The sequence below is a fragment of the Amycolatopsis roodepoortensis genome, from assembly GCF_014873915.1.
Lineage (GTDB): Bacteria > Actinomycetota > Actinomycetes > Mycobacteriales > Pseudonocardiaceae > Amycolatopsis > Amycolatopsis roodepoortensis.
In genome coordinates this window covers 19,950-45,604 of the sequence record NZ_JADBEJ010000005.1, presented here as the reverse complement: position 1 = coordinate 45,604, position 25,655 = coordinate 19,950, and the positions used below count along the sequence as shown (strand labels likewise).

29 protein-coding genes are annotated in these 25,655 nt (G+C 68.1%); 14 read left to right on the top strand and 15 right to left on the bottom strand.

Features of this window, described 5'->3' with window-relative positions:
* Positions 1 to 9: 9 nt before the first annotated feature.
* From aztC to aztB, 3 genes are read right to left on the bottom strand one after another with little or no spacing between them, the layout of a single operon-like run.
* Positions 10 to 909, bottom strand: coding sequence for a zinc ABC transporter substrate-binding protein AztC (aztC, locus tag H4W30_RS19630; protein WP_192744201.1), 900 nt, complete (start codon positions 907 to 909; stop codon positions 10 to 12).
* Positions 906 to 2,102 carry a hypothetical protein gene (locus H4W30_RS19625; protein ID WP_192744200.1) on the bottom strand — a complete coding sequence of 399 codons (1,197 nt, stop codon included), beginning with the start codon at positions 2,100 to 2,102 and terminating at the stop codon, positions 906 to 908. Before H4W30_RS19625 ends, aztC begins: the two co-directional genes overlap by 4 nt.
* Positions 2,099 to 2,950 (bottom strand): zinc ABC transporter permease AztB, encoded by an 852-nt coding sequence (aztB, locus tag H4W30_RS19620; protein ID WP_192744199.1) that lies wholly within the window; start codon positions 2,948 to 2,950, stop codon positions 2,099 to 2,101. The genes H4W30_RS19625 and aztB overlap by 4 nt, the downstream gene beginning before the upstream one ends.
* Positions 2,951 to 2,998: 48 nt before the next feature.
* Here aztB and aztA point away from each other — a divergent pair, with 48 nt between their 5' ends.
* Both aztA and H4W30_RS19610 read left to right on the top strand, forming a co-directional pair.
* A complete protein-coding gene (aztA, locus tag H4W30_RS19615; protein ID WP_192744198.1) occupies positions 2,999 to 3,736 on the top strand; it encodes a zinc ABC transporter ATP-binding protein AztA in 738 nt (245 codons plus the stop codon).
* A 9-nt stretch (positions 3,737 to 3,745) separates the two neighbouring features.
* Complete coding sequence (locus H4W30_RS19610) at positions 3,746 to 4,270, top strand: SMI1/KNR4 family protein (RefSeq protein WP_318780626.1); 525 nt, start codon at positions 3,746 to 3,748, stop codon at positions 4,268 to 4,270.
* Between the two features lie 17 nt (positions 4,271 to 4,287).
* On the opposite strand, the gene H4W30_RS19605 is transcribed toward H4W30_RS19610, so the two are convergent.
* A complete protein-coding gene (locus tag H4W30_RS19605; protein WP_192744197.1) occupies positions 4,288 to 4,854 on the bottom strand; it encodes a TetR/AcrR family transcriptional regulator in 567 nt (188 codons plus the stop codon).
* Between the two features lie 88 nt (positions 4,855 to 4,942).
* Between H4W30_RS19605 and H4W30_RS19600 the strand changes: the two genes are divergently transcribed.
* On the top strand, positions 4,943 to 5,404 hold the full coding sequence (locus H4W30_RS19600) for a nuclear transport factor 2 family protein (RefSeq protein WP_192744196.1): 462 nt from the start codon (positions 4,943 to 4,945) through the stop codon (positions 5,402 to 5,404).
* Positions 5,405 to 5,409: 5 nt separating this feature from the next.
* On the opposite strand, the gene H4W30_RS19595 is transcribed toward H4W30_RS19600, so the two are convergent.
* The gene (locus H4W30_RS19595; RefSeq protein WP_192744195.1) at positions 5,410 to 6,093 is read right to left on the bottom strand and encodes a class I SAM-dependent methyltransferase; all 684 of its coding nucleotides are present in this window, start codon (positions 6,091 to 6,093) and stop codon (positions 5,410 to 5,412) included.
* Between the two features lie 37 nt (positions 6,094 to 6,130).
* Here H4W30_RS19595 and H4W30_RS19590 point away from each other — a divergent pair, with 37 nt between their 5' ends.
* The 3 genes from H4W30_RS19590 to H4W30_RS19580 all read left to right on the top strand — a co-directional run bounded on the left by H4W30_RS19590 (position 6,131) and on the right by H4W30_RS19580 (position 9,679).
* Entirely contained in the window at positions 6,131 to 7,171 is a 1,041-nt protein-coding gene (locus H4W30_RS19590; RefSeq protein WP_192744194.1) for a DUF2891 domain-containing protein, read from the top strand.
* Positions 7,172 to 7,689: 518 nt separating this feature from the next.
* Entirely contained in the window at positions 7,690 to 8,091 is a 402-nt protein-coding gene (locus H4W30_RS19585) for a hypothetical protein (protein ID WP_225949774.1), read from the top strand.
* 124 nt (positions 8,092 to 8,215) lie between these two features.
* Positions 8,216 to 9,679, top strand: coding sequence for a trypsin-like serine protease (locus H4W30_RS19580; protein WP_318780625.1), 1,464 nt, complete (start codon positions 8,216 to 8,218; stop codon positions 9,677 to 9,679).
* A 230-nt stretch (positions 9,680 to 9,909) separates the two neighbouring features.
* Here H4W30_RS19580 and H4W30_RS19575 read toward each other — a convergent pair whose 3' ends face one another.
* Positions 9,910 to 10,341, bottom strand: a complete 432-nt coding sequence (locus H4W30_RS19575) for a hypothetical protein (RefSeq protein ID WP_318780624.1) — start codon at positions 10,339 to 10,341, stop codon at positions 9,910 to 9,912.
* Between the two features lie 334 nt (positions 10,342 to 10,675).
* Here H4W30_RS19575 and H4W30_RS19570 point away from each other — a divergent pair, with 334 nt between their 5' ends.
* The 3 genes from H4W30_RS19570 to ligA all read left to right on the top strand — a co-directional run bounded on the left by H4W30_RS19570 (position 10,676) and on the right by ligA (position 14,223).
* Entirely contained in the window at positions 10,676 to 10,927 is a 252-nt protein-coding gene (locus H4W30_RS19570) for a hypothetical protein (protein ID WP_192744192.1), read from the top strand.
* 152 nt (positions 10,928 to 11,079) lie between these two features.
* Positions 11,080 to 12,177, top strand: coding sequence for a calcium:proton antiporter (locus H4W30_RS19565; RefSeq protein ID WP_192744191.1), 1,098 nt, complete (start codon positions 11,080 to 11,082; stop codon positions 12,175 to 12,177).
* 54 nt (positions 12,178 to 12,231) lie between these two features.
* Positions 12,232 to 14,223 (top strand): NAD-dependent DNA ligase LigA, encoded by a 1,992-nt coding sequence (gene ligA / locus H4W30_RS19560; protein WP_192744190.1) that lies wholly within the window; start codon positions 12,232 to 12,234, stop codon positions 14,221 to 14,223.
* A gap of 21 nt (positions 14,224 to 14,244) precedes the next feature.
* On the opposite strand, the gene H4W30_RS19555 is transcribed toward ligA, so the two are convergent.
* From H4W30_RS19555 to H4W30_RS19540, 4 genes are read right to left on the bottom strand one after another with little or no spacing between them, the layout of a single operon-like run.
* Positions 14,245 to 15,375 (bottom strand): family 2 encapsulin nanocompartment cargo protein terpene cyclase, encoded by a 1,131-nt coding sequence (locus tag H4W30_RS19555; RefSeq protein WP_192744189.1) that lies wholly within the window; start codon positions 15,373 to 15,375, stop codon positions 14,245 to 14,247.
* Between the two features lie 26 nt (positions 15,376 to 15,401).
* Entirely contained in the window at positions 15,402 to 16,265 is an 864-nt protein-coding gene (locus H4W30_RS19550) for a geranyl diphosphate 2-C-methyltransferase (protein ID WP_192744188.1), read from the bottom strand.
* Between the two features lie 38 nt (positions 16,266 to 16,303).
* Positions 16,304 to 17,692: a family 2B encapsulin nanocompartment shell protein gene (locus tag H4W30_RS19545; protein WP_192744187.1), complete on the bottom strand. Its 1,389-nt coding sequence runs from the start codon at positions 17,690 to 17,692 to the stop codon at positions 16,304 to 16,306.
* The gene (locus tag H4W30_RS19540) at positions 17,689 to 19,110 is read right to left on the bottom strand and encodes a family 2B encapsulin nanocompartment shell protein (RefSeq protein WP_192744186.1); all 1,422 of its coding nucleotides are present in this window, start codon (positions 19,108 to 19,110) and stop codon (positions 17,689 to 17,691) included. Before H4W30_RS19540 ends, H4W30_RS19545 begins: the two co-directional genes overlap by 4 nt.
* Positions 19,111 to 19,564: 454 nt before the next feature.
* Between H4W30_RS19540 and cmtR the strand changes: the two genes are divergently transcribed.
* The 4 genes from cmtR to H4W30_RS19520 are packed head-to-tail and all read left to right on the top strand — an operon-like array spanning position 19,565 to position 21,653.
* Positions 19,565 to 19,891 (top strand): Cd(II)/Pb(II)-sensing metalloregulatory transcriptional regulator CmtR, encoded by a 327-nt coding sequence (gene cmtR / locus H4W30_RS19535; protein WP_192744185.1) that lies wholly within the window; start codon positions 19,565 to 19,567, stop codon positions 19,889 to 19,891.
* Positions 19,888 to 20,541 (top strand): cation transporter, encoded by a 654-nt coding sequence (locus H4W30_RS19530; protein ID WP_192744184.1) that lies wholly within the window; start codon positions 19,888 to 19,890, stop codon positions 20,539 to 20,541. The genes cmtR and H4W30_RS19530 overlap by 4 nt, the downstream gene beginning before the upstream one ends.
* 10 nt (positions 20,542 to 20,551) lie before the next feature.
* Positions 20,552 to 21,163: a class I SAM-dependent methyltransferase gene (locus H4W30_RS19525; RefSeq protein ID WP_192744183.1), complete on the top strand. Its 612-nt coding sequence runs from the start codon at positions 20,552 to 20,554 to the stop codon at positions 21,161 to 21,163.
* Between the two features lie 43 nt (positions 21,164 to 21,206).
* Complete coding sequence (locus H4W30_RS19520; protein WP_192744182.1) at positions 21,207 to 21,653, top strand: LppU/SCO3897 family protein; 447 nt, start codon at positions 21,207 to 21,209, stop codon at positions 21,651 to 21,653.
* Here H4W30_RS19520 and H4W30_RS19515 read toward each other — a convergent pair.
* Together H4W30_RS19515 and H4W30_RS19510 are read right to left on the bottom strand one after the other, a co-directional pair.
* Positions 21,621 to 22,460, bottom strand: a complete 840-nt coding sequence (locus H4W30_RS19515) for an MBL fold metallo-hydrolase (protein WP_192744181.1) — start codon at positions 22,458 to 22,460, stop codon at positions 21,621 to 21,623. The genes H4W30_RS19520 and H4W30_RS19515 overlap by 33 nt on opposite strands.
* A gap of 73 nt (positions 22,461 to 22,533) precedes the next feature.
* The gene (locus H4W30_RS19510; protein ID WP_192744180.1) at positions 22,534 to 23,112 is read right to left on the bottom strand and encodes a TetR/AcrR family transcriptional regulator; all 579 of its coding nucleotides are present in this window, start codon (positions 23,110 to 23,112) and stop codon (positions 22,534 to 22,536) included.
* 70 nt (positions 23,113 to 23,182) lie between these two features.
* Here H4W30_RS19510 and H4W30_RS19505 point away from each other — a divergent pair, with 70 nt between their 5' ends.
* Entirely contained in the window at positions 23,183 to 24,076 is an 894-nt protein-coding gene (locus H4W30_RS19505; protein WP_192744179.1) for an NADP-dependent oxidoreductase, read from the top strand.
* Between the two features lie 7 nt (positions 24,077 to 24,083).
* On the opposite strand, the gene rraA is transcribed toward H4W30_RS19505, so the two are convergent.
* The 3 genes from rraA to H4W30_RS19490 form a co-directional block, all read right to left on the bottom strand.
* Positions 24,084 to 24,569 carry a ribonuclease E activity regulator RraA gene (rraA, locus tag H4W30_RS19500; RefSeq protein WP_192744178.1) on the bottom strand — a complete coding sequence of 162 codons (486 nt, stop codon included), beginning with the start codon at positions 24,567 to 24,569 and terminating at the stop codon, positions 24,084 to 24,086.
* On the bottom strand, positions 24,566 to 24,934 hold the full coding sequence (locus tag H4W30_RS19495) for a hypothetical protein (RefSeq protein WP_192744177.1): 369 nt from the start codon (positions 24,932 to 24,934) through the stop codon (positions 24,566 to 24,568). The genes rraA and H4W30_RS19495 overlap by 4 nt, the downstream gene beginning before the upstream one ends.
* Positions 24,935 to 25,034: 100 nt before the next feature.
* Positions 25,035 to 25,634 carry a TetR/AcrR family transcriptional regulator gene (locus H4W30_RS19490; protein ID WP_192744176.1) on the bottom strand — a complete coding sequence of 200 codons (600 nt, stop codon included), beginning with the start codon at positions 25,632 to 25,634 and terminating at the stop codon, positions 25,035 to 25,037.
* Positions 25,635 to 25,655 lie beyond the last annotated feature (21 nt).

The window sequence follows — 25,655 nt, the reverse complement described above, 5'->3', positions numbered from 1 at the left end:
CTGTTCCGGTCAGGAACGGGTCAAACCGGTGGTGATCGATTCGGTGTTGGCGCGCATCATTTCCAGATAGGTGGCCGCGCCCTGGCCTGGTTCACTGAGCGATTCCGAGAACAACGGGGCCACCTGGACGTGCAGCCCGGCCTGCTCGGCCAAGACCCGGGCGAGCCGGTCCGGTTGCGAGGAATCGGCGAAGATCACCGGCACTCCCGCCGCGCGGACGGTGTCGGCGAGGGCCTTCAGATCCGAGGAGCTCGGTGAGGCGAGCGTGGTTCCGCCGGGGATCACCGCGCCGACGACCTGGAACCCGAACCGCTGGGCCAGGTACCCGAACACGTGGTGATTCGTGACCAGTTTCCGGCGTTCCGGCGGAATCCCGCCGAACTTCTCGGCCATCATCCTGTCGAGCGCCTCGATCTCCCCGCGATAGCGTTCGGCGTTGGCGCGGATCACCGCTTCGTCGACCCCGTCGACATGGGCGACGACTTCGTCGGCGATCGCCTTCACCGCGTCGCGCACCCGTGCCGGATCCGTCCAGAAGTGGGGATCGGGCTTGTTGTCGGCGTAACTGATCGGGTTCGCCCGCTCCCCAGCGGGCAACGCCGGTACGCCGCTTTCCTCCGCGGTGCGGACGGTGCGCAGGATTCCCTCTTCGAGCCCGAGTCCGTTGTAGACGATCAGACCGGCACGTTCGACCTGGGCCGCCTGCTGCGCGGAGATACCGAAGGAATGCGGGTCCGCGTTCGGCTTCATCAACACCGTCACCTCGGCCTGATCGCCGACCACGGCACGAGTGATGTCGCCGAGGATGTTCGTCGTGACGACGATCGACTTGCCGCCCCCGCCGGTCCCGGAACAGCCGGCCGCCGCCAGCAGCGCCACCACGAACAGGGCGAGTACGCGGCGCCTCATCGGCCGGTCTCCACGATGTGGCCCGCCTTGCCGCCGACCTTCAGGGTCCTGGCGCGCCGGAGGTTGTCGTTGTAGTCGATTTCGTACACCTCGGCCGAGAGCGGATTGTTGACGTAGGCTCGGGTGGAATCGACCTGGATCGACGGAACGCCGGCGGCGGTCGCCTCCGGGGTCAGGAGCGGGATCGCCGTCTGTTCCTTGCCGGCGCCGTCGAAGGAGCGAAGCTTTCCGTCCCGGGCGAGGACCAGTAGCGGGCCGCCCTCCCCGACGGCGTTCACCGCGGCGACCGGGCCGGTCTCGACGTGCTGCCAGCTACGGCGCCCGACGTCCAGTGACCACACCGCGGACTCCCCCGCCCGTGCCGCGAGCGTGGAGCTTCCGGGCCGGTGGAAGAAGGCGTTGGCGCGTTCCTGCGCGGTGACAGCGCGCGGGTACGGGATCTTCGCCCCGGCGAACGCGCCGTCCTTCTCGGTCACCAGCAAGGCGCCGTCCGCGCAGCCGAAGACGACTCCGCGTCTGGTCACGGCCTGCCCCTGCAAGTCGGGGCACGGCTGGTCGATCTCCGCCACGGCCTTGCCCTGGCGGTCGTGGACGCGCACGCCGCGGGCGAGCGGTTTTCCGGTGTCGGCCACCGTGGCGATGATGTGCCCGCCGTACGGGATCGCCACACCGGCGTGCGGCTCACGCGTGATCTTCCCCAGCTCGGCCACGGAACCCTTGTCGAGCGCGGCACGGTCCAGCAACGTCGCCGAACCATCCGAATAGGACAGTGCGGTGACGGCGGGATCACTGTAGGCCGCGAGGGGTTCCTTGCCGGGTGCGACGCCGACATCCCGGACCTTCGCCCGGTAGTAGTGGACGTGGTCACCGTGGTCGACCATCCACGAGCCGCTGTCGATCACCCGGGTCGTGCCGTCGTGAGCGGTCAGGTAGCCGAAGCGGCCGTCACCGGTCACGGTTCGCACGCCGTCGACTCGCCCGACCTCGTGCACCTCTTCGGTGATCAGGTCGACGACGCGTACGGCGCCGGTGTCCGTGTCGGCGACGATCAGCCGCGACTGCGCTTCGGCTGCCTCTTCGGCGCCTTCGACGTAGCCGTGCGGGACTTCCGGGGTCACCTCCTTCGGCTGCTCAGAGCCGCACGCCGCCAGGGTCAGCGCCGCGACGACGACCGTCACTGCTTTCAGTTTCATCGTGAGCTCTCGATCTCCGGTGTCAGGGAACGGAATCGCTGTCGTACGAAGGACAGGAACGCGGAAAGGAAGAACAGGAGGACCGCGCCGGCGGCGATGGTCGCGCCCGCCGCGGTGCCCCAATGCCAGGACACGAGCAGGCCGCCGACCGTGGCGGCGATGCCGAGCAACGCCGCGATGAGCATGATCGTGGTGATCCGCCGCGACCAGAAGAGCGCCGCCGCGGCGGGGGCGATGAGCAGCCCGAACACCAGCAACGTCCCCACGACGCGGAACGACGCGACGATCGTCAACGTGACCAGCCCGAGCAGCACCGCGTTGGCCAGGCGTGGCCGAAGCCCCAGTGTGTGCGCTTTGCGGACGTCGAAGGTGAGCGCGGTGAACGAACGGTGCCCCGCCAGCGCCACCGCCCCCACGACCAGAAGGGTGATCGCGAGGCCCACCAGGTCACCCGATCCGACGGCGAGCACGTCGCCGAACAGGAAGCCGGTGAGATCGACCGCGAACGACCGGGAGTGGGACACGATGATCACGCCGCTCGCGAGCATGCCGACGAAGAGCAGCCCGATCGTGGTGTCCTCGGACAACCGGCGCGAACGGCCGAGCGCGGTCACGCCGAGCGCCATCACCCCGGCGCTGATCGCCGCGCCGATCAGCAGGTTCACGCTGGTCAGCGAGGCGATCGCCACGCCGGGCAACATGCCGTGCGACATCGCATCGCCGATGAACGCCATGCCGCGCAACACCACCCAGGTGCCCACGACGGCGCACACCGCCGAAACGAGCACTCCCGCCACCAGCGCACGCTGCACGAACGACACCTCGAAGGGGATCAGCAACCACTCCACGCGTCACACTATAGTGGTAATGATTGTCATTATCTGAAAGAGGTGTCGATGACCCCGGACACAGCGGCGCTCACCATCGACCGCGCGCACGCCCACTACGGCTCCCGCGAGGTGCTGCGCGGGATCACCGCCCAGGTCCCGTCGGCGCGGCTCACCGCCATCGCCGGCGCGAACGGAGCGGGGAAGTCGTCGCTGCTGAACCTCGTCGCGGGCGTGCTCCCGCCGACCACCGGCTCGGTGACCCGGCGGAACCCTGGACGCGTCGCCTACGTGACCCAGCAGAGCGAGGTGTCGCGGTCGCTGCCGATCACCGTCCGCGCCACCGTCACGATGGGACGCTGGGCGCACCGCGGGCACTGGCGACGACTGTCCAAGATGGACCGTAAGATCGTCGCGGAATGCCTGGAGCTACTGGAGATCACGTCGATCGCGGACCGGTTGATCGGCACGTTGTCCGGCGGGCAACGCCAGCGGGCACTGGTCGCGCAGGGGCTGGCTCAGCAAGCCGGGCTACTGCTGCTCGACGAGCCATCGGCCGGGCTCGACCTGCACGCCCGCGGCCTGATCGAAGAAGCCCTGCGCGCCACCCTCGCCGAAGGCACGACCGTCCTGCGCGTCACCCACGATCTGGAGGTGGCGGGCCGGGCCGATCACTGCCTGCTGCTCCAGAACGGCCGGCTCGTCGGCGAAGGCGAACCGGCGTCGGTGCTGACCCCGGAACGCGTTGCGGAGGCCTGGGGCCTGCCGACCCGCCTCCAGTCACCTGATCGCGCCGATTCTCGCTAGGGTGCACCGGTGGAAGCGACCTGGCGGCGCATCATCACCTTGCTGTCCGAACACGCACCCGCCACCGCGCGGGAAATCCGGCCACCGGCGCCGGCCGCGCACGTCGCGCGCCTGCGAGATCGCGTCGGCCTAGAACTCCCGCCTGAGCTGCTCACCTGGTGGGCCCTCATGGACGGCGTCGACGACGAGCGCGTGCACGGAGCCGGAGACCTGATCCCGAAGGGCTACCTGCCGCTGTCGGTGGCGCGAGCCGAGGAGGAGTACGCCAGGCAGTCACAGTACCCGGACCCTGGTTGCTGCGCCCCGGAAGGAACGCACCGCAAGCAGGCGGGCCAGGACGGATTCCCGTACTGCACGGCGAACCTCCCCATCGGCCGGGCCATCGACGGAGGCCTGCTGTGCGTAGATCTGCGGACAGGCGAGCACCACGGCTGCGTGATGGAGTGGTACGCCAGCGAAGGGATCTACCGGTCCGACTGGGCGAGCGTGGCCGAAATCCTCGACGAGATCGACGAGCGGCTAAGCCGGTCCTGACCCGCGAAACCTCGTGGTCACGCGCGCCCGAGTAGTGCCGCGACCGCCTCACGCGCCTGACGCGCAGGCGCCGGATCACCGCTGATCCCCGCCGTCACGATGGCCCCTTCGGCGAGCAGGTAGACCGGTTCGGTCACCGACCCGCCCGCGGCCCGCACCCAGGTGTCGATCTGCTCGCGAAACGCCTGCTTGTGTGCTCGCACCTCCGCCAGGACCGCCTCGGACGACGAGCCGAGTTCGCCGTGGGCGTTGATCCAGGCGCAGCCGCGGAAGCCCGGTTCGGCGAACCACTCCGCAAGCCAGTCGAAGATCGAGAGCACCCGCTCGCGGGGATCCGCGAGCCGCTCCACATGGGCGGCCAGGCTGCCCCGCCAGCGCGCATCACGCCGTCTGAGCATCGCCACCACGAGATCTTCCTTGGCTTCGAAGAACCGGTAGATGCGCTTGAGCGAGAGGCCGGACGCCGCGCGGACCTGGTCCATGCCGACCGCCTGGATGCCGTTCTCGTAGAAGAGTTTCTCGGCGGCATCGAGCAGGGCTTCGCGATCCACGCGGTTCTGCTCCTCGGTGACGGCGGCCGGCATCGGGTCTCCTTGACGTTGAGAACGGTCGTTCCCTATCGTAGGCGCCAGACGTAGAGAACGCACGTTCTCCACCTGCGGAGGTTCGACGATGACCGAAGTACGCCCGCCCTGCCCACCGTTCACCCGCGAGACGGCACTGCGGAAAGTCCAAGCGGCAGAGGATGCCTGGAACACCCGCGACCCCCTAAAGGTGACGTTGGCGTACACGCCGGATTCGGTGTGGCGGAACCGGGAGACCTTCGTCCGAGGCCGCGAGGAGATCGTCGCGTTCCTGACCGGGAAGTGGGAACGGGAACTGGATTACGCGCTGCGCAAGAACCTTTGGACGTTCACCGACGACCGGATCGCCGTCCGCTTCCAGTACGAATGGCACGACCGGGCCGGTCGATCGTGGCGCAGCTACGGCAACGAACTGTGGGAGTTCGACGAGCACGGTCTCATGAGCCGTCGCGAAGCGAGCATCAACGACGTCGCCATCTCCGAGAGCGACCGGCGCATCCACGGCCCTCGACCACAGGAGGAGCACGGCGCCGACTTCCCGCTTCGGTGAGCCGTTCAGTCCGTGATCGCGGAGATCTCCCACAAGCCCAAGGACTTGTCCGCGTAGGCGCCGCCCTCCTCGGTACACCCCTCGACCAGCACGGCCAGCGGCTCCGGGAACCCGAACGGCTCCCGGCACAGATTCAGCGGCCGCCAGTCGCCGGTCACGATGTCGGTGTTGGTCCGCAGTTCGGTGAAGGTCGTGGTCAGCAGGTACCGGGAACCGCTCCGCCGCAGATTGCGCAGGGCCCGCCCGATATCGGCGAAACTCAGATGGACCAGGCAATCCCGGCACAACACGAGGTCGGCAGACGGTAGCGGATCACCGGTCAGATCGAGTACCCGGAACTCGTGGACCGGGTCGTCCCGGAACCGTTCGGCGTTCATCTCGATCAGGTCGGGAACGATGTCGGCACCGATGTACCGGTCGAGATCCAGGCCCACTTCACTGAGCCAGCCGTAGTCGCCGCACGGCAGGTCGAGCAGGGTGCGCACCCCAAAACGTTCGAGGAGGGCGGGCAGCCGGTCGCTCAATTCCCGCGTCTGGACCGACTCCGAACCGGGCCCGGAGACCGAGGAGGAACTCCACAGCCGGGAGCGGAAGATGTAGGTGAAACGATCCTGGGTCCCCATGCTTTCCAGCTCTTCGGCGACCCGCCGGAAGTTGCGCTGCGCCGTGGTGATCGGTCGTTCGTCCACTCCCGCATCGTAACCTCGTGAGTGAGGGGGCGGTCCGATGACAGAATGGGATACCGAACGCGGCCGGCTGCTGAAGTCGAATGCCGGCGCGCTCGCCAGGACGGCGTTGACGAACGTCGTACGCGAATATCCGCACCACGAGAGTCACTGGCACCTCGAAGGCGTGCCCATCCGCTCGCCGAAACTGTCGCATCCGTGCTTCTACGGCAGTTTCGACTGGCATTCCTGCGTGGAGATGTTCTGGGTCCTCGTGCGTTTGCTCCGTCATCACCCCGAACTCGTGCCCGCCGAGGAGATCCGCACCCTTCTCGGTGAGCACCTGACCACCGAAGCGCTCTCAGGCGAGATCTCGTACTTCGCCCCTGAGGAGCAGCGCAACACCCAGCGCCCGTACGGCTGGTCGGCACTGCTGGAACTCACCTGCGAAGTCGCCACCTGGGACGATCCGGACGCCACGCGTTGGTCAGCGGGATTGCACCGCTTGAGCGCGGTCTTCGTGAACCGCTACCTCGACTGGCTTCCCCGTGCCACCTACCCGATCCGGTACGGGGTGCATGACAACGGCGCGTTCGGGTTGTCCCGCGCTCTTCCGTACGCGGAGTACCTCGCTGACCACGGCGACCCGCGGCTGCACCGCCTCCTCATCGAGACGGCTTGGCGCTGGTTCGGATCCGACCGCGATTACCCCGGCTCCTGGGAACCGTCAGGAGCCGACTTCCTGTCCCCCGCCCTCGCCGAGGCCGAGCTCATGTCCCGCCTGATGCCCGCGGCCGAGTTCGCGGATTGGCTGGACGCCTTTCTTCCTGGTATCGCGGAACGGAAACCCACGCCCCTCTTCACCCCGGCGACCGTGACGGACACCTCCGACGGACAACTCGCCCATCTGCACGGTCTCAACCTGCACCGGGCGTGGTGCTGGCACCGCATCGCGGCCGCACTCCCCGACCAGGACGACCGGATTCGTGCCGCCCTCGAAGCCACACACGCTCATACCCACGCTTCGCTCGCTCAGACCACCGGCGGCGCCTACATGGTCGAACACTTCCTTGCCTACTACGCGCTCCTCCTGCTCGGCTGAGCGGTCACTCGCTGTTGGTGAGCCGAGCGAGGCGACTACGGGTGAGCACCCGCCTGTTCGAGTGAACCCACCGTGAGCATGGATGCTCGAATCTCGTCGACCTTGGGCGAAGTTCGACCGTACCCGGCAGTTGCGATCAGCATTTCGCACAATGCGAGAGCGCCACGCGCGATCGCATCGACGTTGGCCTCCACCTGCGGACTTCCTTGCCGTTGTAAATGCCCCGATGACACCGGGAAGGCAAGATGCCGGGCCGCGAAGGCCTCCCGGCGGCACTGGTCCATTCGGTCCCACCCACTACTTTTAGTAGTTTTCGTGGTCACCCAGACCGTTGAGCGACGCGTGCATACCGTTCATCGAGACACACGCAGTACTACTGAACGGTCACAGTCTGCTTTCGCCAAGATGTCCTCAGCCGCACCGGTCAAGAACCGGTAACGCACGCGTGGCCCCCTGCTGTCACAGGAGGCCACGCGGATGTCCATTCGCCCGCTCGCTAGAACAAGGACAGGACGGTCGTGACCTTACAGCCCGACAACACGAAGACACCAGACAACGAGCCGCCCCAACGGGTCAAAGTCGTCATCGAACACGCCGAAAGGCCGGTTCGGCGAGTCGCGACGTCCGCGGAAATGATCCGCACGGCGCGGCCGCTCCTGAGGACACCGGGACGCCATCGCAAGGAGCAGGCGCGCGACAGCTGGCTCTGCCTGGCGATGGCGGTCCTCGCCGGCTGGGCCCCGACCCTGCGGATGTGTCTCCTGCTGACGATCGGTGGCGGAATCGTCGTCGGCGTCGTCAGGATCAGCACCCCGCAAATCGGGGTTTCGGCGGGGACCAGTGTCGGTCTCCTGACGCTCTTCTGCGCCTGGATCGTCAAGTCCCGCCAAGGAAAACAGCGCCGAGAGCCCAGTCTGTGACGAATCGCGCCCCGTGCCCGCCGCATCGCGGGCACGGGGCGCCCGGCATTGTCGGAAAATCTCCCCACGCGTGTGGCGGCGTCCGGTTGAATGATCGCGAACGCCCGACATGTGAGGAGATCTCGTGCGGAGAGCTAGAAGACTGGGGGCGCTGGCCGCTTCGGTGCTGGCAGCGACCATGGCACTGGGCAGTCCGGCGACGGCCGAAACCGTGCAGTCGTTCCACACCTCGCTCGACCCCGCTTCGGTGCGGGAGTCGACGCGTTATCTGGTCGAGAACTACCGAGTGAGCGAACAGGAGGCGTTGCGGCGTCTGGAACTCCAGACCGACAGCCGGAAACTGGACGAACTGCTCCGCCGCGACCGCGGCGCGGAGTACGGCGGCATGTGGCTCGACCAGGACAAGGGGCAACTGGTCGTGGCGATGACCAAGCCCTCGGCGGCCGAGCCGTATCTGAAGGCGATGCCCGCCCGCTCCGCCGTTCGCACGCAACAGGTGCAGCATTCGTTGCAGCAGCTCACGGCGGCGAAGGAACGCGTCGCGGCCAAGGTCGGCGCCGGTCCGGACGCGGTGTACCTGCCTTCGGTGAGCGAGTCCGAAAACCGTGTCGTGCTTTGGGAACGCGACTGGGTGGCGCAGGAGAAGGCGGCCGTCCGGGCCGCGGCCGCCGAAACGAACGCCGCGCACCAGGCCGCGGCAGCGGAATCCGGCATGGTCGTCTCGCGCGTGCTGAAGAACCCGAACGCGCTGTCCACGGCGAACGTGGATCTGGGTTTCTGTCATCCGCTCTACTGCACGAACTACGGCCCGATGCGCGGCGGCCTCCGGCTGGACATGAAGCGCGACAACGGCACCTGGGGTGGTTGCACCAGCGGCTTCAACCTGCGGTCGACCGGCGGCGGTTTCCCCGGCAAGGGCTGGGTGCTCACGGCTGGACATTGCATGCGGACCAAGACCAACAACACGCCGACGCAGCACAACGGCAACGACGTGCTGCAGCAGCACGGCATCGAGAAGAGCTCCTACCCGTACGACTACGCGGCACTGCCGTACGTGAACGACGCGGCGGCGACGCAGTGGCTCGAAGGCCAGACCGGCCGCAACCGCGTGCTGAAGTACTGCCGCAACGGCGGTATGGACAGCAACGGTGACACCCCGTGCGGCGCGCAGGCCACCTCGGTCGACGAGTACATCACCAGTGCTCGCAAGCTCGCCGACATCAAGGCCGGGTATGTCGTCTGCGCCTCCGGGACGGCGTCGAGTGCGGTGAACTACCCCGATTCCGTCGACAGCGGCGCGGGCGCCGGCTACCTCGTCGGGACCCGCTGCGGACGCGTCCTGTCCACGGACGTCGGCATCAACACCGACCTCTGCGCCCGTCCGGGTGACAGCGGCGGACCGCTGTTCAGCCAGGCCGACCACGCGGCATTGGGCATCCTGGTCGGCAACCAGCAGTCCCGATCGGGCCCCTGCCAGGCCGGTGAGCTGAACAACTACGCGCCGATCGAGACGATCACGACCGACCTCAGCGAACGGATCGCCAGTCAGGGCTCCACGTTCGCGGTGATCACGACTCCGAACGGCTGACCTCGCAGGTACGTGTAGGCGCCCTTCGCCGTGGCGAAGGGCGCCTACACGTTGGGCCGTAACTCGCGTGATTGAAGGCGTAACTCGCGTGCGTGAGGTCGCATCATGCGTGCTTGGAGGCGTAACTCGCGTGATGCGGCTCCAATCACGCGAGTTACGCCTTCAATCACGCGAGTTCGCTGTTCAAGCACGGCGGGCAGCCCGGGCGTTGCCGCTTCTCGAATCTACTTTCACGCGGTCAGCAGAGGACCTTCGTACCGCAGCGAGTCGCCCTCGCCGTACACCCGGACCGTCAGCTCCGGCGGCTCCCATGGGGCGAAAATCTCGTCGATCGTCTGGGGCACCGGGCCGAGATCCACGTCCACCGCGAAGGTGTGCGCCACGATCGCGGCCTGGACGACATCGCCGTCCGCATCGGTCACCTCCAGCCGCGTCACTCCGGGGTCGATCGCTCCGAGCACGCCCGGCCGTCTGCTCCACACGGCGAACCCGCGCTCGCCGGTGTCGCGCCCGTAACCGGTGCTCATGATGTTGAACAGCGTGCGCTCTCCCTCCCGGAAGACGCATTCCGCCTCGACACCCGAATCGTGGTAGGCCAGCATCCGCCCGTCCGCGGTACTCGTCCCGATCCGGGCTCCGGTGTGCCACCCCGCGTGTGACACCGCCTCCGTCGATCCCGCGATCTCCGCGGACCGGTAAAGCTCACAGAGCGCCGTCAGCTCCGCTATCCATCGTGTGGTCTCTTCATCACTTGCCGGGGCCACTACGCGTGCGCCCTCCTCCCTGACTGTCCACAATGGTCAGCTTCGAGGCTGGCACACCCGGTTGCCGGTCACATCGGGGTTCTCCCGGAGATCGGTCCGGCCCGCTGCACGGTTCGGTGCAACCGACGCCGCGCGGTTAGGCCGAGCAGAGCAATCTCGCGAGGATCCCGTCATGGGTGTTCCGGTCACCCGTCGGAGTGTCGTGACCCTCCGACGCGAAGAGGTACGGCCGATGACCGCGCAGCGCACGATCACGGACGAGATCGGCGAAATCGGTGTCTGGCTGATGGGCGAATTCGGTGGCCGCGTGCCCGCGGCCGTGATCAGCCGGGTGCTCAACGCGAGCAAACGTGACCTCGAAGGCCGTATCGATCCCGAAGAGCTGGGCGAGATGTTCCACGCCCTCTGCCGGTTCCGCCTTCAGCGGATCGTGGCCGCGGACGAGCGGATCACCGTCAAGATCCCCGTCGTTCGCCCTTCGTGATGGTCCGCTGGCCTTATGGCCGCCGAAGGGACCGTCGAAGCCGATCGGCGCAGGGTCGAAGGTGACGGCCCCGGTGTGCATCCGCCGAGGACTTCGTCACCCACGACCCCCACGAAGGGGCGACGTCACGCAGAGTGTGCGAAGGTGACGGCATGGCCGCTTCGCGCAGACGATTCCCGGTGTCCTGGACCACCGTCATGCCGGTCCTCGCCATAGTCGTGCTGGCGCTGAGCTGGGGCCGCGACCTGGGCCCGGTGCCCGTGGTCATCGTCGCGCTCGCGCTCGGCGGCACGGTGCTGGCGGCGGTGCACCACGCCGAGGTGGTCGCGCATCGCGTCGGGGAACCCTTCGGCTCCCTGGTGCTGGCGATCGCGGTCACGGTCATCGAAGTCGCGCTGATCGTGACGATGATGTCCTCCGGCGGCCCCGAGGCCGGGACCCTCGCCCGCGACACCGTGTTCGCCGCGGTGATGATCACGATGAACGGCATCGCCGGCATCTCGCTCATGGTCGGCGCCCGCCGCTACGGCGAGACGCACTTCAACCCCGAAGGCAGTGGCGGCGCGCTCGCCACCGTGGCGACACTCGCTTCGGTCACCCTCGTGCTGCCGACGTTCACCACGAGCACCCCCGGTCCGGCCTTCAACGGCACGCAGCTCACCTTCGCAGCTGTCGCGTCGCTGCTGCTCTACGGGCTTTTCGTGCTCACGCAGACCGTGCGTCACCGCGACTTCTTCCTGCCGGTGGACAGCGAGGGCGCGGTCAAGGAAGAGGTACACGCCGAGCCGCCGACCAACAAGGCCGCGCTGACCAGCCTCGGGCTGCTGCTGGTCGCCTTGGTTGCGGTCGTCGGCCTGGCGAAGGTCGAGTCGCCCGCGATCGAAGCGGGGGTCCGCGCCGCGGGTTTCCCGCAGTCGTTCGTCGGCGTCGTGATCGCCATGCTGGTGCTGCTGCCCGAGACCCTGGCCGCGACCAGGGCCGCACGACGCGACCGGATGCAGACCAGCCTGAACCTCGCCTACGGTTCGGCGATCGCGAGCATCGGGCTCACCATCCCGACCATCGCACTGGCGTCGATCTGGCTGGACGGCCCGCTGATGCTGGGCCTCGGCGCCACGCACATCGTGCTGCTGGCGCTGACGATCGCGGTCAGCGTGCTCACCGTCGTCCCCGGCCGCGCGACGCGGCTGCAGGGCGGGGTGCACCTGGTCCTGCTGGCCGCGTTCCTGGTGCTCGCCGTCAGCCCGTGACACGAGTCCTCTTCGGACGGTGTTCTGTCGGTGGTCCCGGGTAATCTCTGCCCCGTGAACGCTCGGGACCGCATCCAAGAACTCGCCGATCAGATCGTCGTCCTTCGCGACGCCTACTACCGTGGCTCGCCGAAGGTCGCCGACGCCGACTACGACGCGATCGAAGACGAATTGCGCGGGCTCATCGAGGCGAACCCCGAGCTGGCCCCGGATCCGAACCCGCTCGAGCAGGTCGGCGCGCCCGCCATCCTGCACTCGCCCATCCGGCACTCGCGCCCGATGTTGTCGCTGGAGAAGGCGACGAAACCCGAGCAGGTCGAGGCGTTCTTCGCCCGGTTCCCTGGTCAGCCGGTGGTCGTCATGCCGAAGCTCGACGGCCTGTCGCTGGCGCTGGTCTACGAGAACGGCAGGCTCGCCAGGGCGGTCACCCGCGGCGACGGGACCACGGGCGACGACGTGACCATGCTGGTCCGGGCGCTGACCGACGGCGTCCCGGACAAGGTCGACGCGCCCGGCCGGGTCGAGGTCCGCGGCGAGGCGGTCATGCTGCGTTCGACTTTCGCCGCCTACAACAAGGTCCACCCGGACAAGCCGCTGATCAACCCGCGCAACGCCGCCGCCGGCACCCTGCGCGCCAAGGATCCGGCCACCGTCGCCGAGCGGCGTCTCCAGTTCTTCGCCTTCGACCTCTCCACCGAACCGGAAAGCGCGGAAACCGATCTCGACGGCGCGCTCCGGACGCTCGGCTTCGCCGCGGCCGACATGCGTCACTGCGAGGACGCCGAGGCGGCCCAGGCGGTCATCACGACCATCGAGCAGCAGCGCAACGAGCTCGACTACGACCTCGACGGCGCCGTGCTGCGCCTGGCGGATCGCGACGCGTACGCCGCGGCCGGCACCAGGTCCAGCTCACCGCGCGGCGCGCTGGCGTTCAAATTCGCCGCCGAGGAGAAGACGACCGTGCTCGCCGATGTCGTCTGGGACGTCGGCAAGACCGGCAAGATCGCGCCCGTCGCTTGGCTGGAGCCGGTGTTCGTCGGCGGGGGCACCGTCACCCGGGCGACGCTGGCCAACCAAGAGGTGATCAAGGCCCGCGGCATCAAGATCGGCGACACGGTGCTGGTACGCCGCGCGGGCGACGTGATCCCGTTCGTGGCGGGCGTTCTCGACGCGGCCAAACGCACCGGCGAGGAACGGGAGATCGTGCCGCCGTCGGTCTGCCCGTCGTGCGAAGAACCGTTGACCGAACAGGGCAACAGCCGGGAACTGTTCTGCACCAACGTCGCCTGCCCCGCCCAGACCGTCCGGCGGCTGATCCACTGGTCGTCGCGCGCGGCTGCGGACATCGACGCGATCGGCGGGGTCTGGATCGAGCGGCTCGCCGAGGCCGGGATTCTCGAGCACCCGTCGGACTTCTACCGGCTCACCAAGGAAAAGCTGCTGGAGTTCGACCGCATCGGCGAGATCTCAGCCACCCGCATGATCGAGTCGATCGACGCGAGCCGGGCCGTCGGACTGCGCCGGGCGCTGATCGGGCTCGCGATCCCGATGGCCTCCGAGGGCACCGCCGCGCGCCTGTGCCGGGCAGGGTTCGGTTCGCTGGAAGCCGTCGCCGACGCCGGCGAGGAAGGCCTCGTCGCCGTGGAGGACATCGGTCCCAAGGTCGCCGCGTCCCTGATCGAGCACCTCACCCGGCTTCGTCCCGAGCTCGAGCGGCTGCGGGAGGTCGGAGTCTCGCTGGACGTACGCGAAGAAGACCTGCCGCCGGTCGTCTCGGCCGGTGCGCCGCTGGAGGGCAAGACGGTCGTGGTCACGGGCTCGATCAGCGACCCCCGCTCCGGCGAGAAGGTGCCGCGCCCGACCTTCCAGCGGCTGTGCGAACGGGCGGGCGCGACCATCGCGTCTTCGGTCTCGGCGAACACGGACATGCTGATCACCGGCGCCGACGTCGGGGCGAGCAAGCTCACCAAGGCCGAAAAACTCGAAGTCGAGGTCGTGGACCAGAGTGTGATCTGGGGTCAGTTGATCGAGGCCGGGGTCGTTTGACCTCCGTCCGCATTCAGAGGACTAAACGCTGGGTTTTGTCCGGTACCGGGGACTCGTCGAGTGCCATTCGAAACCGCCGCCCATCCACCCTCGCAACCCGCGTAGGAACCGTTGCAGTTCGGCGGAAGGGACCGCGCTGAGCTTCTCGTGCGCGGACTGGAAGTCCCGGACGACGTCGTTGTGCAATTCGACGGTGATCGCCGTGGCCTCCTCGATCGAGCATTTCCGGTCGTCGGCGATCAGCAGGACCGCGTTGCAGGGCGGTGACTCGTCCTCCAGATCCTTGGTGACCGAGTGCACGTCGTTGACCAGCACGGACGCCGTCCCCGCTTGGATCGCCGCCTCCCGGACCCGAGGGTCGTAGTACAGGTTCGAGGTCAGCTCGTAACCACCGAGGACGTCGATCAACGTCATCGAGGTGTAGAAGCTGTCGTGCTGCCGTGCCGCGAGGTATTCCCACGCCGGCGGGTATTTCCCGCTGTGGCGCCACGCGGCGTAGGCGGTCCAGCTCACGAACATCGCGAAGGTCGAGTAGCAGACGCGCTGGACCTGCGCGGCGGTCCCGGATCGCCGCAGGAAGTCCGTCGCCGAGCCCAGCGCCACGAGAACCCGGTCGTTCCGCAGTGTTTCGTCGAGATCGCGACTGAATTCACCCAACGACGGCACCGGGTCCATGGCCGCCATCGCCAGCGCGAGCTTCGGCGGCAGCTCGGCCGGTACGGCACCGAGGGAGGTGTCGTCGGCGTAGAGGTCGTCGGCCGCCCACCACGCGGCGTTGAGCCGCGCGGAGATCAGCAGCCTGTCGGGATCCTCGCAGTCCGGGTGGGCGAGCATGACCAGCCTGCCGAAGCCCGCCTTCCCGATCTGCTCGCACTCCTCCTCGTCGAACCCGCACTCCCCCGCCCACCGGACGAGCCGCCGGTCGACCTCCTCGGCGAGCGGGTCGTTGATCCGTTCGGTGACGGGGCAGTACAACGGCGGCGCCGACCCGTCACCCCACGGCCGGTAGGCGTACGCCGGGTCGAGAGCGGGTTCCTCAGGCGGCGGAGCCTCCTGAGGAACAGCGGTCAGCCGGGCCGCCAGCCGGGCGGCGGACGTGCCCAGGCCGCTCGGACCGGCCAGCAGTGTGGCGAGCGCACCCTGTTCGGTCATCGCTTCGCTCCGATGGTCTCGCGGGATCAGACGCGGTCCGCGGCGATCAGCAGGTAGTGGAAGCTGCCTTCGCGGTAGGCGTCCAGGAACGGCCCTTCGATCCCGGTCGCCACCGACGACTTCGCCCGCAGCTCCCAGTACGGGATCGTGTCCGGAGTCAGATCCACGACCGAGATCGGCACCAGGTCGTTCGCCGTCATGGCCTTGAAGTACTCACTGCGCGGGTGGATGTTGCAGGTGTAGTGCTGGTCGATCTGCGCGACGGCCTTGGACCGGCCGCCGGTCACGTCGTTGTAGCAACCGGTGATGGTGACGTACCGCCCGCCGAACTCCAGCTGCCGCGCGTGCTCGGCGAAGAGTTCGTGGAGGTCGACGTACATCGTGCTCTCGTTGTTCCAGATCGCCTTGCGGGAGCCGGTTTCGAAGCCGGTGTCGAGCATGTTGCGGAAGTGGTAGCGCACCCGGTCGGCGACGCCCCTGATCTCCGCCTGGTGATTGGCGAACTCGACCTGCTTCTCCGAGATCGAGATGCCGTCGACGTGGCAGCCGAAACGCGCGTTGGCCATGATGCTGGTCCCGCCGCGTCCGCAGCCGGCGTCGAGGAGCCGGTCATCCGGCTTCACGTCGCCGAGGTGATCGAGCAGGACGTCCGCCTGCGCGGTCTCCAAGCGGTGCATTTCGGCGATGATCCGCTCGTCGCGGGTGTTCTCGGGACCCTCCAGCACCGACCAGTCGACTTCGCCGACCCCGTAGTGGTGGTGATAGAGCCCGTCCACATCGCCCAGCCGCAGGTTGACCGGATCCTTCTCCTTGTTCCAGTACGACGCCACCGACTTCTGGTACTCGGTGCGCAGCACCTTGGCAGGAGCGGGAGTGCGGGCGATGGTCACGTGTGTGGTCCTTTCTGGAGCGTTGTTGTTCGTTGTGGTCACCGCGCGACCTCGACGTTCTCCAGGACACCGAGGGCGTCCGGAACGAGCACGGCGGCCGAGTAGTAGGTGCTGACCAGGTAGGAGGCGACGGCCTGTTCGTTGATGCCGTCGAAGCGCACGTTCAGGCCCGGCTCGTACTCGTCGGGCAGGCCGGTCTGGTGCAGCCCGATCACACCGTTGTCCTCGACACCGGTCCGCATGGCGAGGATCGAGGACGTGCCCCGCTCGGTGATCGGGATCTTGTCGCAGGGCAGCAGCGGCACCCCGCGCCACGCGCCGACGATCTTGCCGTCGACCGTGGTGCCCTCCGGATACAGGCCGCGACGGGTGCATTCCCTGCCGAACGCGGCGATCGCCTTCGGATGGGCGAGGAAGAACTTCGTCTTGCGGCGACGGCTGACGAGTTCGTCCATGTCGTCGGGGGTCGGCGGACCCGACCGCGTTTGGAACCGCGATTTGAGGTCGGCGTTGTGCAGCAGCCCGAACTCGCGGTTGTTGATCAGGTCGTGCTCCTGCCGCTCGCGCAGCGCCGCCACGGTCAGCCGGAGCTGCTCGTCGAACTGGTTCATCGGCCCGTTGTAGAGATCGGTGACCCGGGTGTGCACCCGCAGCGCCGTCTGCGCGACGGCGAGGTCGTATTCGCGCGGCGAGATCTCGTAGTCGACGAACGTGCCCGGCAGCAGCGGCTCGCCGTCGTGCCCTGACGACATCCCGATCTCGGCCTCGCCCTTGGCGTTCTGCGGCTTTCCCTTGTGCGCCAGCATGTCCTGGACGTGGCGGCGCATCGCCTCGGACCGGCCGTTGAGGTCGGCGAAGTCTTCCGCGCGCAGGGTCAGCACGATGACCGGGGTGACGGCCTTGGCGGTGAACGGCCAGTTCCGGTCGATACCGGCGAGCATTTCGTCACCGAAGTGGTCGCCGTCGGCCATGCTGCCGACCGAGGCCTCGGCACCGTACTCCCCGGGCACCACCTTGGCGATCTTGCCGTGCGCGACCAGCACCACCTCGTCGAGCGGAGACCCGTGGCTGACGATGGTCTCGCCCGGCTGGTACTCGTGCTGCACGAACCGGTCGGCGAGCGCGGTCAGCGTGTCCTCGTCGTCGAAACCCCGCAGCAGGGCCAACTCGGCGAGTTCCTGCGGGACGACCCGGACCTCGGTGCCGACGTTCGTGAAGCTCACCCGCCCGTCGCCGATCGCGTAGGTCAGCCGCCGGTTCACCCGGAAGGTGCCGCCGGACGCCTCGACCCAGGGCAGCATCTTCAGCAGCCAGCGCGGCGTGATGCTCTGCATCTGCGGCCGCGTTTTGGTGGTCGTCGCCAGGTTGCGCGCGGCGGCGGGGCCGAGACTGAGCCGCCGGTCGGCCTCCGGCGTCGTGGCGGTCATCCTTCGCGGCCGAGTTCGGCGGCTTCGAGGACGGCGAGCGCGTCCGGAACGAGGACGGCCGCGGAGTAGTAGGTGCTGACGAGGTAGGAGATGATCGCCTGCTCCGAGATCCCCATGAACCGGACGTTCAGGCCAGGCTCGTATTCGTCCGGCAGGCCGATCTGCCGCAGGCCGACGACGCCCTGGTTCTTCTCGCCGGTGCGGATCAGCAGGACGGAACTGGTGCTGGTCTGGCTGACCGGGATCTTGTTGCAGGGCAGGATCGGCACGCCGCGCCAGGACGGGACCTTGTGCCCGCCAAGATCGACGCCGGTCGGGTAGATCCCTCGTTTGCTGCATTCGCGGCTGAACGCGGCGATCGTGCGCGGATGCGCGAGGAAGAAGCCGGGTTCCTTCCACACCAGCGCGAGCAGGTCGTCGAAATCGTCCGGAGTGGGCGGACCGGTGCGCGTCGCGATGCGCTGGGTGAAGTCGGCGTTGTGGAGCAGGCCGAAGTCCTTGTTGTTGATCATTTCGTGCTCTTGCCGCTCACGCAGCGCTTCGATGGTCAGGCGCAACTGCTGCTCGGTCTGGTCCATCGGCTGGTTGTAGAGATCGGACACCCGGCTGTGGACCCGGAGCACCGTCTGGGCGACGCTCAGTTCGTATTCGCGCGGCGAAGTCTCGTAGTCGACGAACGTGCCCGGCAGCAGCGGCTCGCCGTCGTGCCCGGAGGAGATGTCGATCTCGGCCTCGCCGAAGTCGTTGGCGCGTCCGGAGTCCTGTGCGGCCTGCTCGATCTGCGCCTGCAGCGATTCGGACTGTTCCAGTACGCGCTCGAAGTCCTGGCGGGTCAGAGTGAGCACGGTGCAGGCGGTGGTCGCCTTGGCGGTGAATTCCCAGATGCCGTCGTCGGAGACGAGGGTCTGCGCGCCGAAGTAGTCACCGTCCTTGACCACGCCGAGCGCGGTCTCGTCACCGTAGTGACCGGGGCCGGTCTTGGTGATCTTGCCGTGTGCGATGAGGTAGACCCGGTCGGCCCGGTGCCCGAATTCGACCAGTACGTCGCCGGCCGCCACTTCTTGCTGTTCGAATCGGCTGGCGAGTTCGGCGAGCACCTCTTCGTCGTCATATCCCTTGAGCGGCTTCAGTTCTCCCAGTTCCGCCGGGATCACGCTCACCTCGGCGCCCGCCTTCGAGAAGGTCACCCGTCCGTCACCGACCGCGTAATTCAGCCGCCGGTTGACCCGGTAGGCACCGCCGTTCACCTGAACCCATTCGAGCGATTTCAGCAGCCACCGGGACGAAATTCCCTGCATCTGCGGAACGGATTTGGTGGTCGTCGCCAGGTTGCGCGCGGCGGCCCTGCCCAAACTCAGCTGCGGATTTTCCGGCCCCTGGACACCTTCGGCGGAAGTGTCCGATTCGGTCACGGTCACAGCAAGGTCCACCCTTCGATAGTCGTGTGAACAAACAAGATCCACAATTCGCGGCGCGCCGGTCATGCCCCGAAGTGCGGCCCCGCACGATCAACATAGCAAGGGGTTTTTCCCACACAAGCGCACTTTCAGGTAATGCGACAAGGCCACCCGAATGCCGAATTCCCTTTGTATGGGAAACCTTTCGGAAACGTGACTCGACGTTTTCCCGTGGCCACGCAATCGGGCCAGCAATTGCGCTGAGGTGTCATGCCGGGGCGCGCCGGGACTCCCCCGCGTGCCCGGGGTGCGACCGTTGGAGTGGCCACACCGGACTCTTTCGGGTCGCTCCGGTGCCCGTGTTCGGCGATGGCTTGACAGACCGCGACGAAACAGAGGGTCGCGTCCGGACACTCCGTCGGGTCAATGGTTCAGCCCTTGCTGACATGTCAGCGTTCGCTGTACTGTCCTGGCTGTGCTGACATGTGAGACCCAGGGCGCCGCGCTCGCCCGGCTCGGCCGCGCCCTCGCCGACCCGAACCGGTGCCGCATCCTGGTCGCCCTGCTCGATGGCGTGAGCTATCCCGGGCTTCTGGCCGGGCAACTCGGGCTGAGCCGCTCGAACGTGTCGAACCATCTCGCCTGCCTGCGAGGTTGCGGACTGGTCGTGGCCACCTACGAAGGCAGGCAGGTCCGCTACTCGCTGGCGGACGCGCACCTCGCCCGCGCCCTGCGGGAACTCGTCCAGGTCGTGCTGGCGGTCGACACCGCCGAGCCCTGTATGGACGAGGTGCTCCGGTGAGCGTGGAGAGCGATTCCTGCGCGGACGGCTGCTGCACCGCGAAGTCCACAGTGGCCCCGGAGCGCCGTGCCGTGCTTTCCCGGCGGGTCCGGCTCCTCGTCGCCGCCACGATCACCTACAACGTCATCGAGGCGGTCGTCGCCATCTCGGCGGGCACCATCGCCTCGTCGACGGCCCTGATCGGTTTCGGCCTGGACTCGGTCATCGAGGTCGCCTCGGCCACCGCGGTCGCCTGGCAGTTCTCCGGGAAGGACCCCGAAGCCCGCGAACGCACCGCGCTCAAGGTCATCGCGGTGTCCTTCTTCGCGCTGGCCGCGTACGTCACCGTCGAAGCGGTCCGCACCCTGTTCGGCGCCGACCCCGCCGAGCACTCCCCCGTCGGCATCGTGCTCGCGGCGGTCTCACTCCTCGTGATGCCGTTCCTGTCCTACGCCCAGCGTCGCGCCGGGCGCGAACTCGGCTCCGCGAGTGCCGTCGCCGACTCGAAGCAGACCTTGCTCTGCACCTATCTTTCCGGTGTGCTGCTCGTCGGGCTGCTGCTCAACAGCCTCTTCGGCTGGTACTGGGCGGATCCGCTGGTCGCGCTCGTCATCGCCGCCGTCGCGATCAAGGAAGGCCGTGAGGCCTGGCGCGGTGAGCACTGCTGCTGAAAGGAGCGTCATGACCCGGCCCGCCCGATGGAACCGTTACTGGGACACCAAATCCCGCAACTACGACCGGGAGATGCAGTTCCTGGACCGGAAGCTCTTCGGCGATTCCCGTGCGTGGGCCTGCGGCCGGGCCACCGGCGAAGTCCTCGAAGTCGCCGTGGGGACCGGCCTGAACCTGCCGCTCTATGCCGACGGCGTCACGCTCACCGGCATCGACCTCAGTGACGGCATGCTCTCCATCGCCCGAGCTCGCGCCGAACGTCTCGGCCGCCCGGTGACGCTACGGCGGGCCGATGCCCACCACCTGCCCTTCAACGCCGATTCCTTCGACACGGTGGTCTGCACACTCGGGCTCTGCGCCATCCCAGACGACGGCAAGGCGCTACGGGAGATGGCCAGGGTGCTCCGGCCAGGAGGCAAGCTCATCCTGCTCGACCACATCGCGAGCTCGTCGCGCGCGGTCCGCGGTCTGCAATGGATCGCCGAGAAGATCACCGTGCCGATGGCGGGTGAACACTTCCTTCGCCGCCCGCTCGAGAAGATCGACGGTCTCGGCTTGGCCGTGGAGCACCGGGAACGGTTCAAGCTCGGGCTCGTGGAACGGCTCGTCGCCCGCAAGTGAAGCGTGTCATCGGAATTTCATCGGCGAGGCCGATCCTGATGGCGTGACCTACCCCCAGCAACAGTCGCCGATCTGGCAGCAGTATCCCGTCGCGCCGCCGAAGAAGGCCCCGAAGACCGGGCTGATCGTCGGGATCGCCGCGGCGGCGGTCATCGTCACCGGCGGGGCGATCGCGGTGACCGTGGCGATCACCACGAGCGGCGGCTCGTCCGGTGCCAGTGTCCCCCCGGTCGACCCCGACCCGTTCTCCGCACAGGCCGGTGATTGCCTCTCGGCCGACGAAGACGCCGGCAGCAACGGCGCGTTCAGCGCCAGCGCCGTCCGGGTCCACTGTTCGGACAGCTCGGCCAACTACTCGGTGATCGCCCAGCTCGCGTCCGCGTCCGGCTCGGACTGCAACTCCGTGCCCGGCTACGAGTACGGCAATCCCGTCGTCTACGACTTCAAGTCCGGGGAGTCACGGGAGCTGTGTGTCATGCCGAGAGGCTGATGCCCGTCTCCGGGCGAGGCTTTGGGAGTGCCCGGCGTGCAGATCGCTCACCCATTCCCAACCAGGCTTCGCGGACGGGCCGATTCGCGGGTCGTCCGGAGCCCGGCCGTCCCGCAATGCGTGCACGTACGCCCGGTCCAGGTCGATCCGCGCCCGCACCGCACCCGCTCCGCCGACGGACCCGTGGCCGGGCACGACGACGTCGGCGTCGGCCGCCACGTCTTCGATCACCCGAAGCCCGGCGAGGTAGTCCTCGACCGGATCGCCGTCGTCGTCGAACATCGGGACCAGGACGTCGGAAAGCATGTCGCCGGCGACGAGCACGCTGCGTTCCTCGATCATCAGCGCCGCATGACCGGGGGCGTGGGCCGGGTGTTCGACGATCCGGATTCGCGGGCCGTCCCAGGGAATCCGGGTGGTCCCGGCGGGCAGGCCGGTGATCAGGCCGAACAGGTCCAGCGGCACCTCACCGGCGATTTCCGGTGGCAGCCCCTCGGCGACGCCGGTCTTCCAGTCCGGCTTCGATCGCAGATCCCGCAGATACTCCGCGCAACGGGCGGTGCCGTAGCGGGGTGCGTCACCCAGCTCGGCGTGCCAGAGCACGTGATCCCAATCGGGATGCGTCGCGAAACCCGCCACCACCGGGCGGCCCGAATCGGCCAGGTCGTGCGCGAGGCAGGCCAGTTCGTCGCCCGTGAGCCCGGGGTCGACGAGCAGCACACCGTCCGCGCCCTCCACGACGACCGCGTTGTTCTCGAGCAACGCGCTCTGGTGGACCAGCACACCCTCCGCGACCTGTGTCAGCACGGCGATCCCTCCGATTGTGATTTGCAACCGCTTTGCGGAGACGGTAGTCCCGGCTGGTGGCAGATTGCAAGCACTAGGCGGGGCCGGTGGCTTCCCAGGCCGCTTCGATCATCCGGAAGATCTCGTTCACCGCGGCCTCCGGATCGGCGGCCTCCCGGCCGAGCGAGTAGGCGTCCAGTACGAATCTCGCGATGGTCCGGCAGGCTGTCGCGGACCGCGACGACTCCGGATCCGCCGCGATGGCCGCCGCCAACGTCTCCGCGTGGCGCAGGCGCATCGAATCCTCGTACTCCCGCAGCACGGGCGACTCGTCGATCATGCGCCAGATCGGGGCGGCGCCGTCTGCCGTGCAATGGCGCACCATCGCGTGAACCTCGCGACACAGCGCGGGAATGAGCGGCTCGTGCGGCGCCCTATCGGTGACCGCCCGCGCGAGGCCCTGCTCGAAGTTCGCGTCCTGCTCGAACACCAAGGCCTCTTTCGAGGCGAAATGGGAGAAGAGCGTCGTGACGGCGACGTCGGCTTCCGCGGCCACCTCGCGGATGCCCACCGCGTCGTACCCGCGTTCCAGGAAAAGCCGCAGCGCGGTATCGGCGATCTTCTGACGGGTGGCGGCCTTCTTCCGCTCACGACGTCCGGTCGGCACGGTCATGCGGGGACGCTATCAGATCCAAAACCACAACAGTTCCAAAAGGCTAACCGTTAGTGTTACGGTCGATCGCATGAAGAAAGTGATCTTCACCGAGTTCGGTGGTCCGGAAGTCCTGCAGCTCGTCGACGCCGAAGACCCGTACCCCGGCCCAGGCCAGGTGCGCATCGCGGTGCGGGCCGCAGGGGTGAACCCCGTCGACTGGAGGATCCGTGAAGGCCAGGTCCTCGGCGCGCATCCGACCGTGTTGCCGTCCGGCGTGGGCCTCGACGCCGCCGGAATCGTGGACGAGGTCGGCGAAGGTGTCGTCGGAGTCGACGTCGGCGACTTCGTGTTCGGCGAGGGCGCGAGCACCTATGCCGAGTTAGCCGTGCTGACGGCCTGGGCCGTGATGCCGGACGGCCTGTCCTTCGAAGAGGCGGCGGGATACCCCTCCGTAGTCGAGACCGCGTTGCGGCTGATCCACGAAGTCGGGGTACGGCCCGGCGAGAGACTGCTGGTCAGCGGCGCGTCCGGCGGGGTCGGGTCGGCGGTGCTGCAGATCGCCCGCGAACGCGGCATCGAGGTGATCGGCACGGCGGGTGCCGCGAACCAGGACTACCTGCGCGGCCTGGGCGCGCTCGCCACGACCTACGGCGAGGGCTGGGTGGAGCGGGTGCGGCGGTTCGGCCGGGTCGACGCCGCTCTTGACCTGGCCGGATCCGGGGTGATCGCCGAACTGGTCGAGCTCACCGGGGATCCGGGGAAGGTCGTCTCCATCGCCGATCTCGGCGCGCCCGAATTCGGCGTCCGCTTCTCCGGCGTGGCCGGGAGCGTGCCGGATGCGCTGGCCGAGGCCGTCGACCTCATCGCGCGGGGGAAGCTGCACATCCCGGTCGAGAAGGCCTATCCGCTCGCCGACGCCGCGGTCGCGCATGCCGACAGCCGCGCCGGGCACACGCGCGGCCGCCGGGTCATCGTCGTCTGAGCTCGGTTCAGGATCCGGTCGAGGGAAGGATCACGACGCCGTCGTCATCGGCGTAAAGCGTGTCTCCAGGAGTGAACGTCACTCCCCCGAAACCGACCGGGACGTCGACGGCGCCGGCGCCCGCCTTGGAACTCTTGCGCGGGTTGGTGCCGAGCGCCTTCACTCCGAGCGGGAGCCCGGCTAGCTCGGCGCTGTCGCGCACCGCGCCGTTGACGACGATGACCGCCCAACCGTTGTCGACGGCGGACTTCGCGATCATGTCGCCGGTGAGCGCGCTGTGCAGCGAGCCGCCGCCGTCGACCACCAGGACTGCGCCCTCACCGGGGGTGGCCAGGAGCTTCTTGACGAGGCCGTTGTCCTCGTGACAGGAGACGGTGCGGATCGGACCCGAGAACTTCCGGTGCCCGCCGAACTGGCGGAACTGGGTGTCGCAGACGCGAAGCCGGTCGCCGTGGTCGTCCACGAGGTCGGCGGTGGTGAAGGAATCGATCACGGCGCCTGAGTGTAGGTCCTTCCGGCGGCCCGGTGCTGTGCCTGAAGGATCAGGTTCGCCACATTCGCGGTATCGGCGATGGCCCTCAGCTCCAGGACCGGAGCTGACGGCGGCCCCACACAACCGCCGAAAGTGATCGCGCCGCCGCCTGCTTTCCCGGCTTTGACCTTCGGCGGAAGCTGGACGTAACGCAGCCAGACCCAGCGGAATTCGGTGCCGTTGGGCCGGCTCGCGACGAAGATGATTCGCTGAGTGGTGACCAGAAAAACGCCGAACGCGAGCAACATGTCGGCGTGGAAGGGCAACGCCGAGCCCGGGTGCCCGAAGACGATCAGGACGGCGACCATCCCGATGGCGGTGATCATCACCCTGTACTCGGGAAACCCCTTCGCGGGTGCTGCGCCCGACCGGCCCACAGCATCGAACCCCGCCCCGGTGTCACCGGGAGTACGTCCGGACCTGCCGTCACGTTGCCTCGGGCGGGAACACCGAGTCCAGCACGTGCGTGAGGATCGCGGCGGGGTCGGCGGCCGGTGCGACCGCCTGGCGCAGGGCGAGCCCGATGCCCAGCGCGCCCAGCATCACGACGGCCTCGTGGAGCGGCAAGGCGGGTTCGAGGCGGAGCCGCCGGGTGTGCTCGGCGAGCAGGGAGACGACCTCGTCGTCGTGCCGCCGCTGGATGGCGGCGACGAGGGCGGCGGTTTCGGGCTGCTGCGCCGTCGCGGCGAGCACTTCCGCGGCCGCCGCGCTCCATCTGGCGGCATCCTTGTCCGCCACGTCGACCGGGGCCAGCGCCGCGATCACGTCTTCCCTGCCGGTGGCGAGGGAGAGGGTCTTCCTCAGCTCCGCGAGGTGTCCTTCGGCGGTGGCTTCGATGATCGCCAGCCACAGCCCTTCCTTGCCGCCGAAGTGCTTGTAGACGGCGCCGCGGGTGTACCCGGCGTCGGCCGCGATCTCCTCGACCGTCGCCGCCAGGAAACCGCGCCGCAGGAACACCTGGCGACCGGCCTCCAGCAGGTGTTCGTGGGTACGCCGTTGCTGTTCGGCTCGTGTCAGCCTGGTCATCGCCCGCCCGTTCAGTAACAG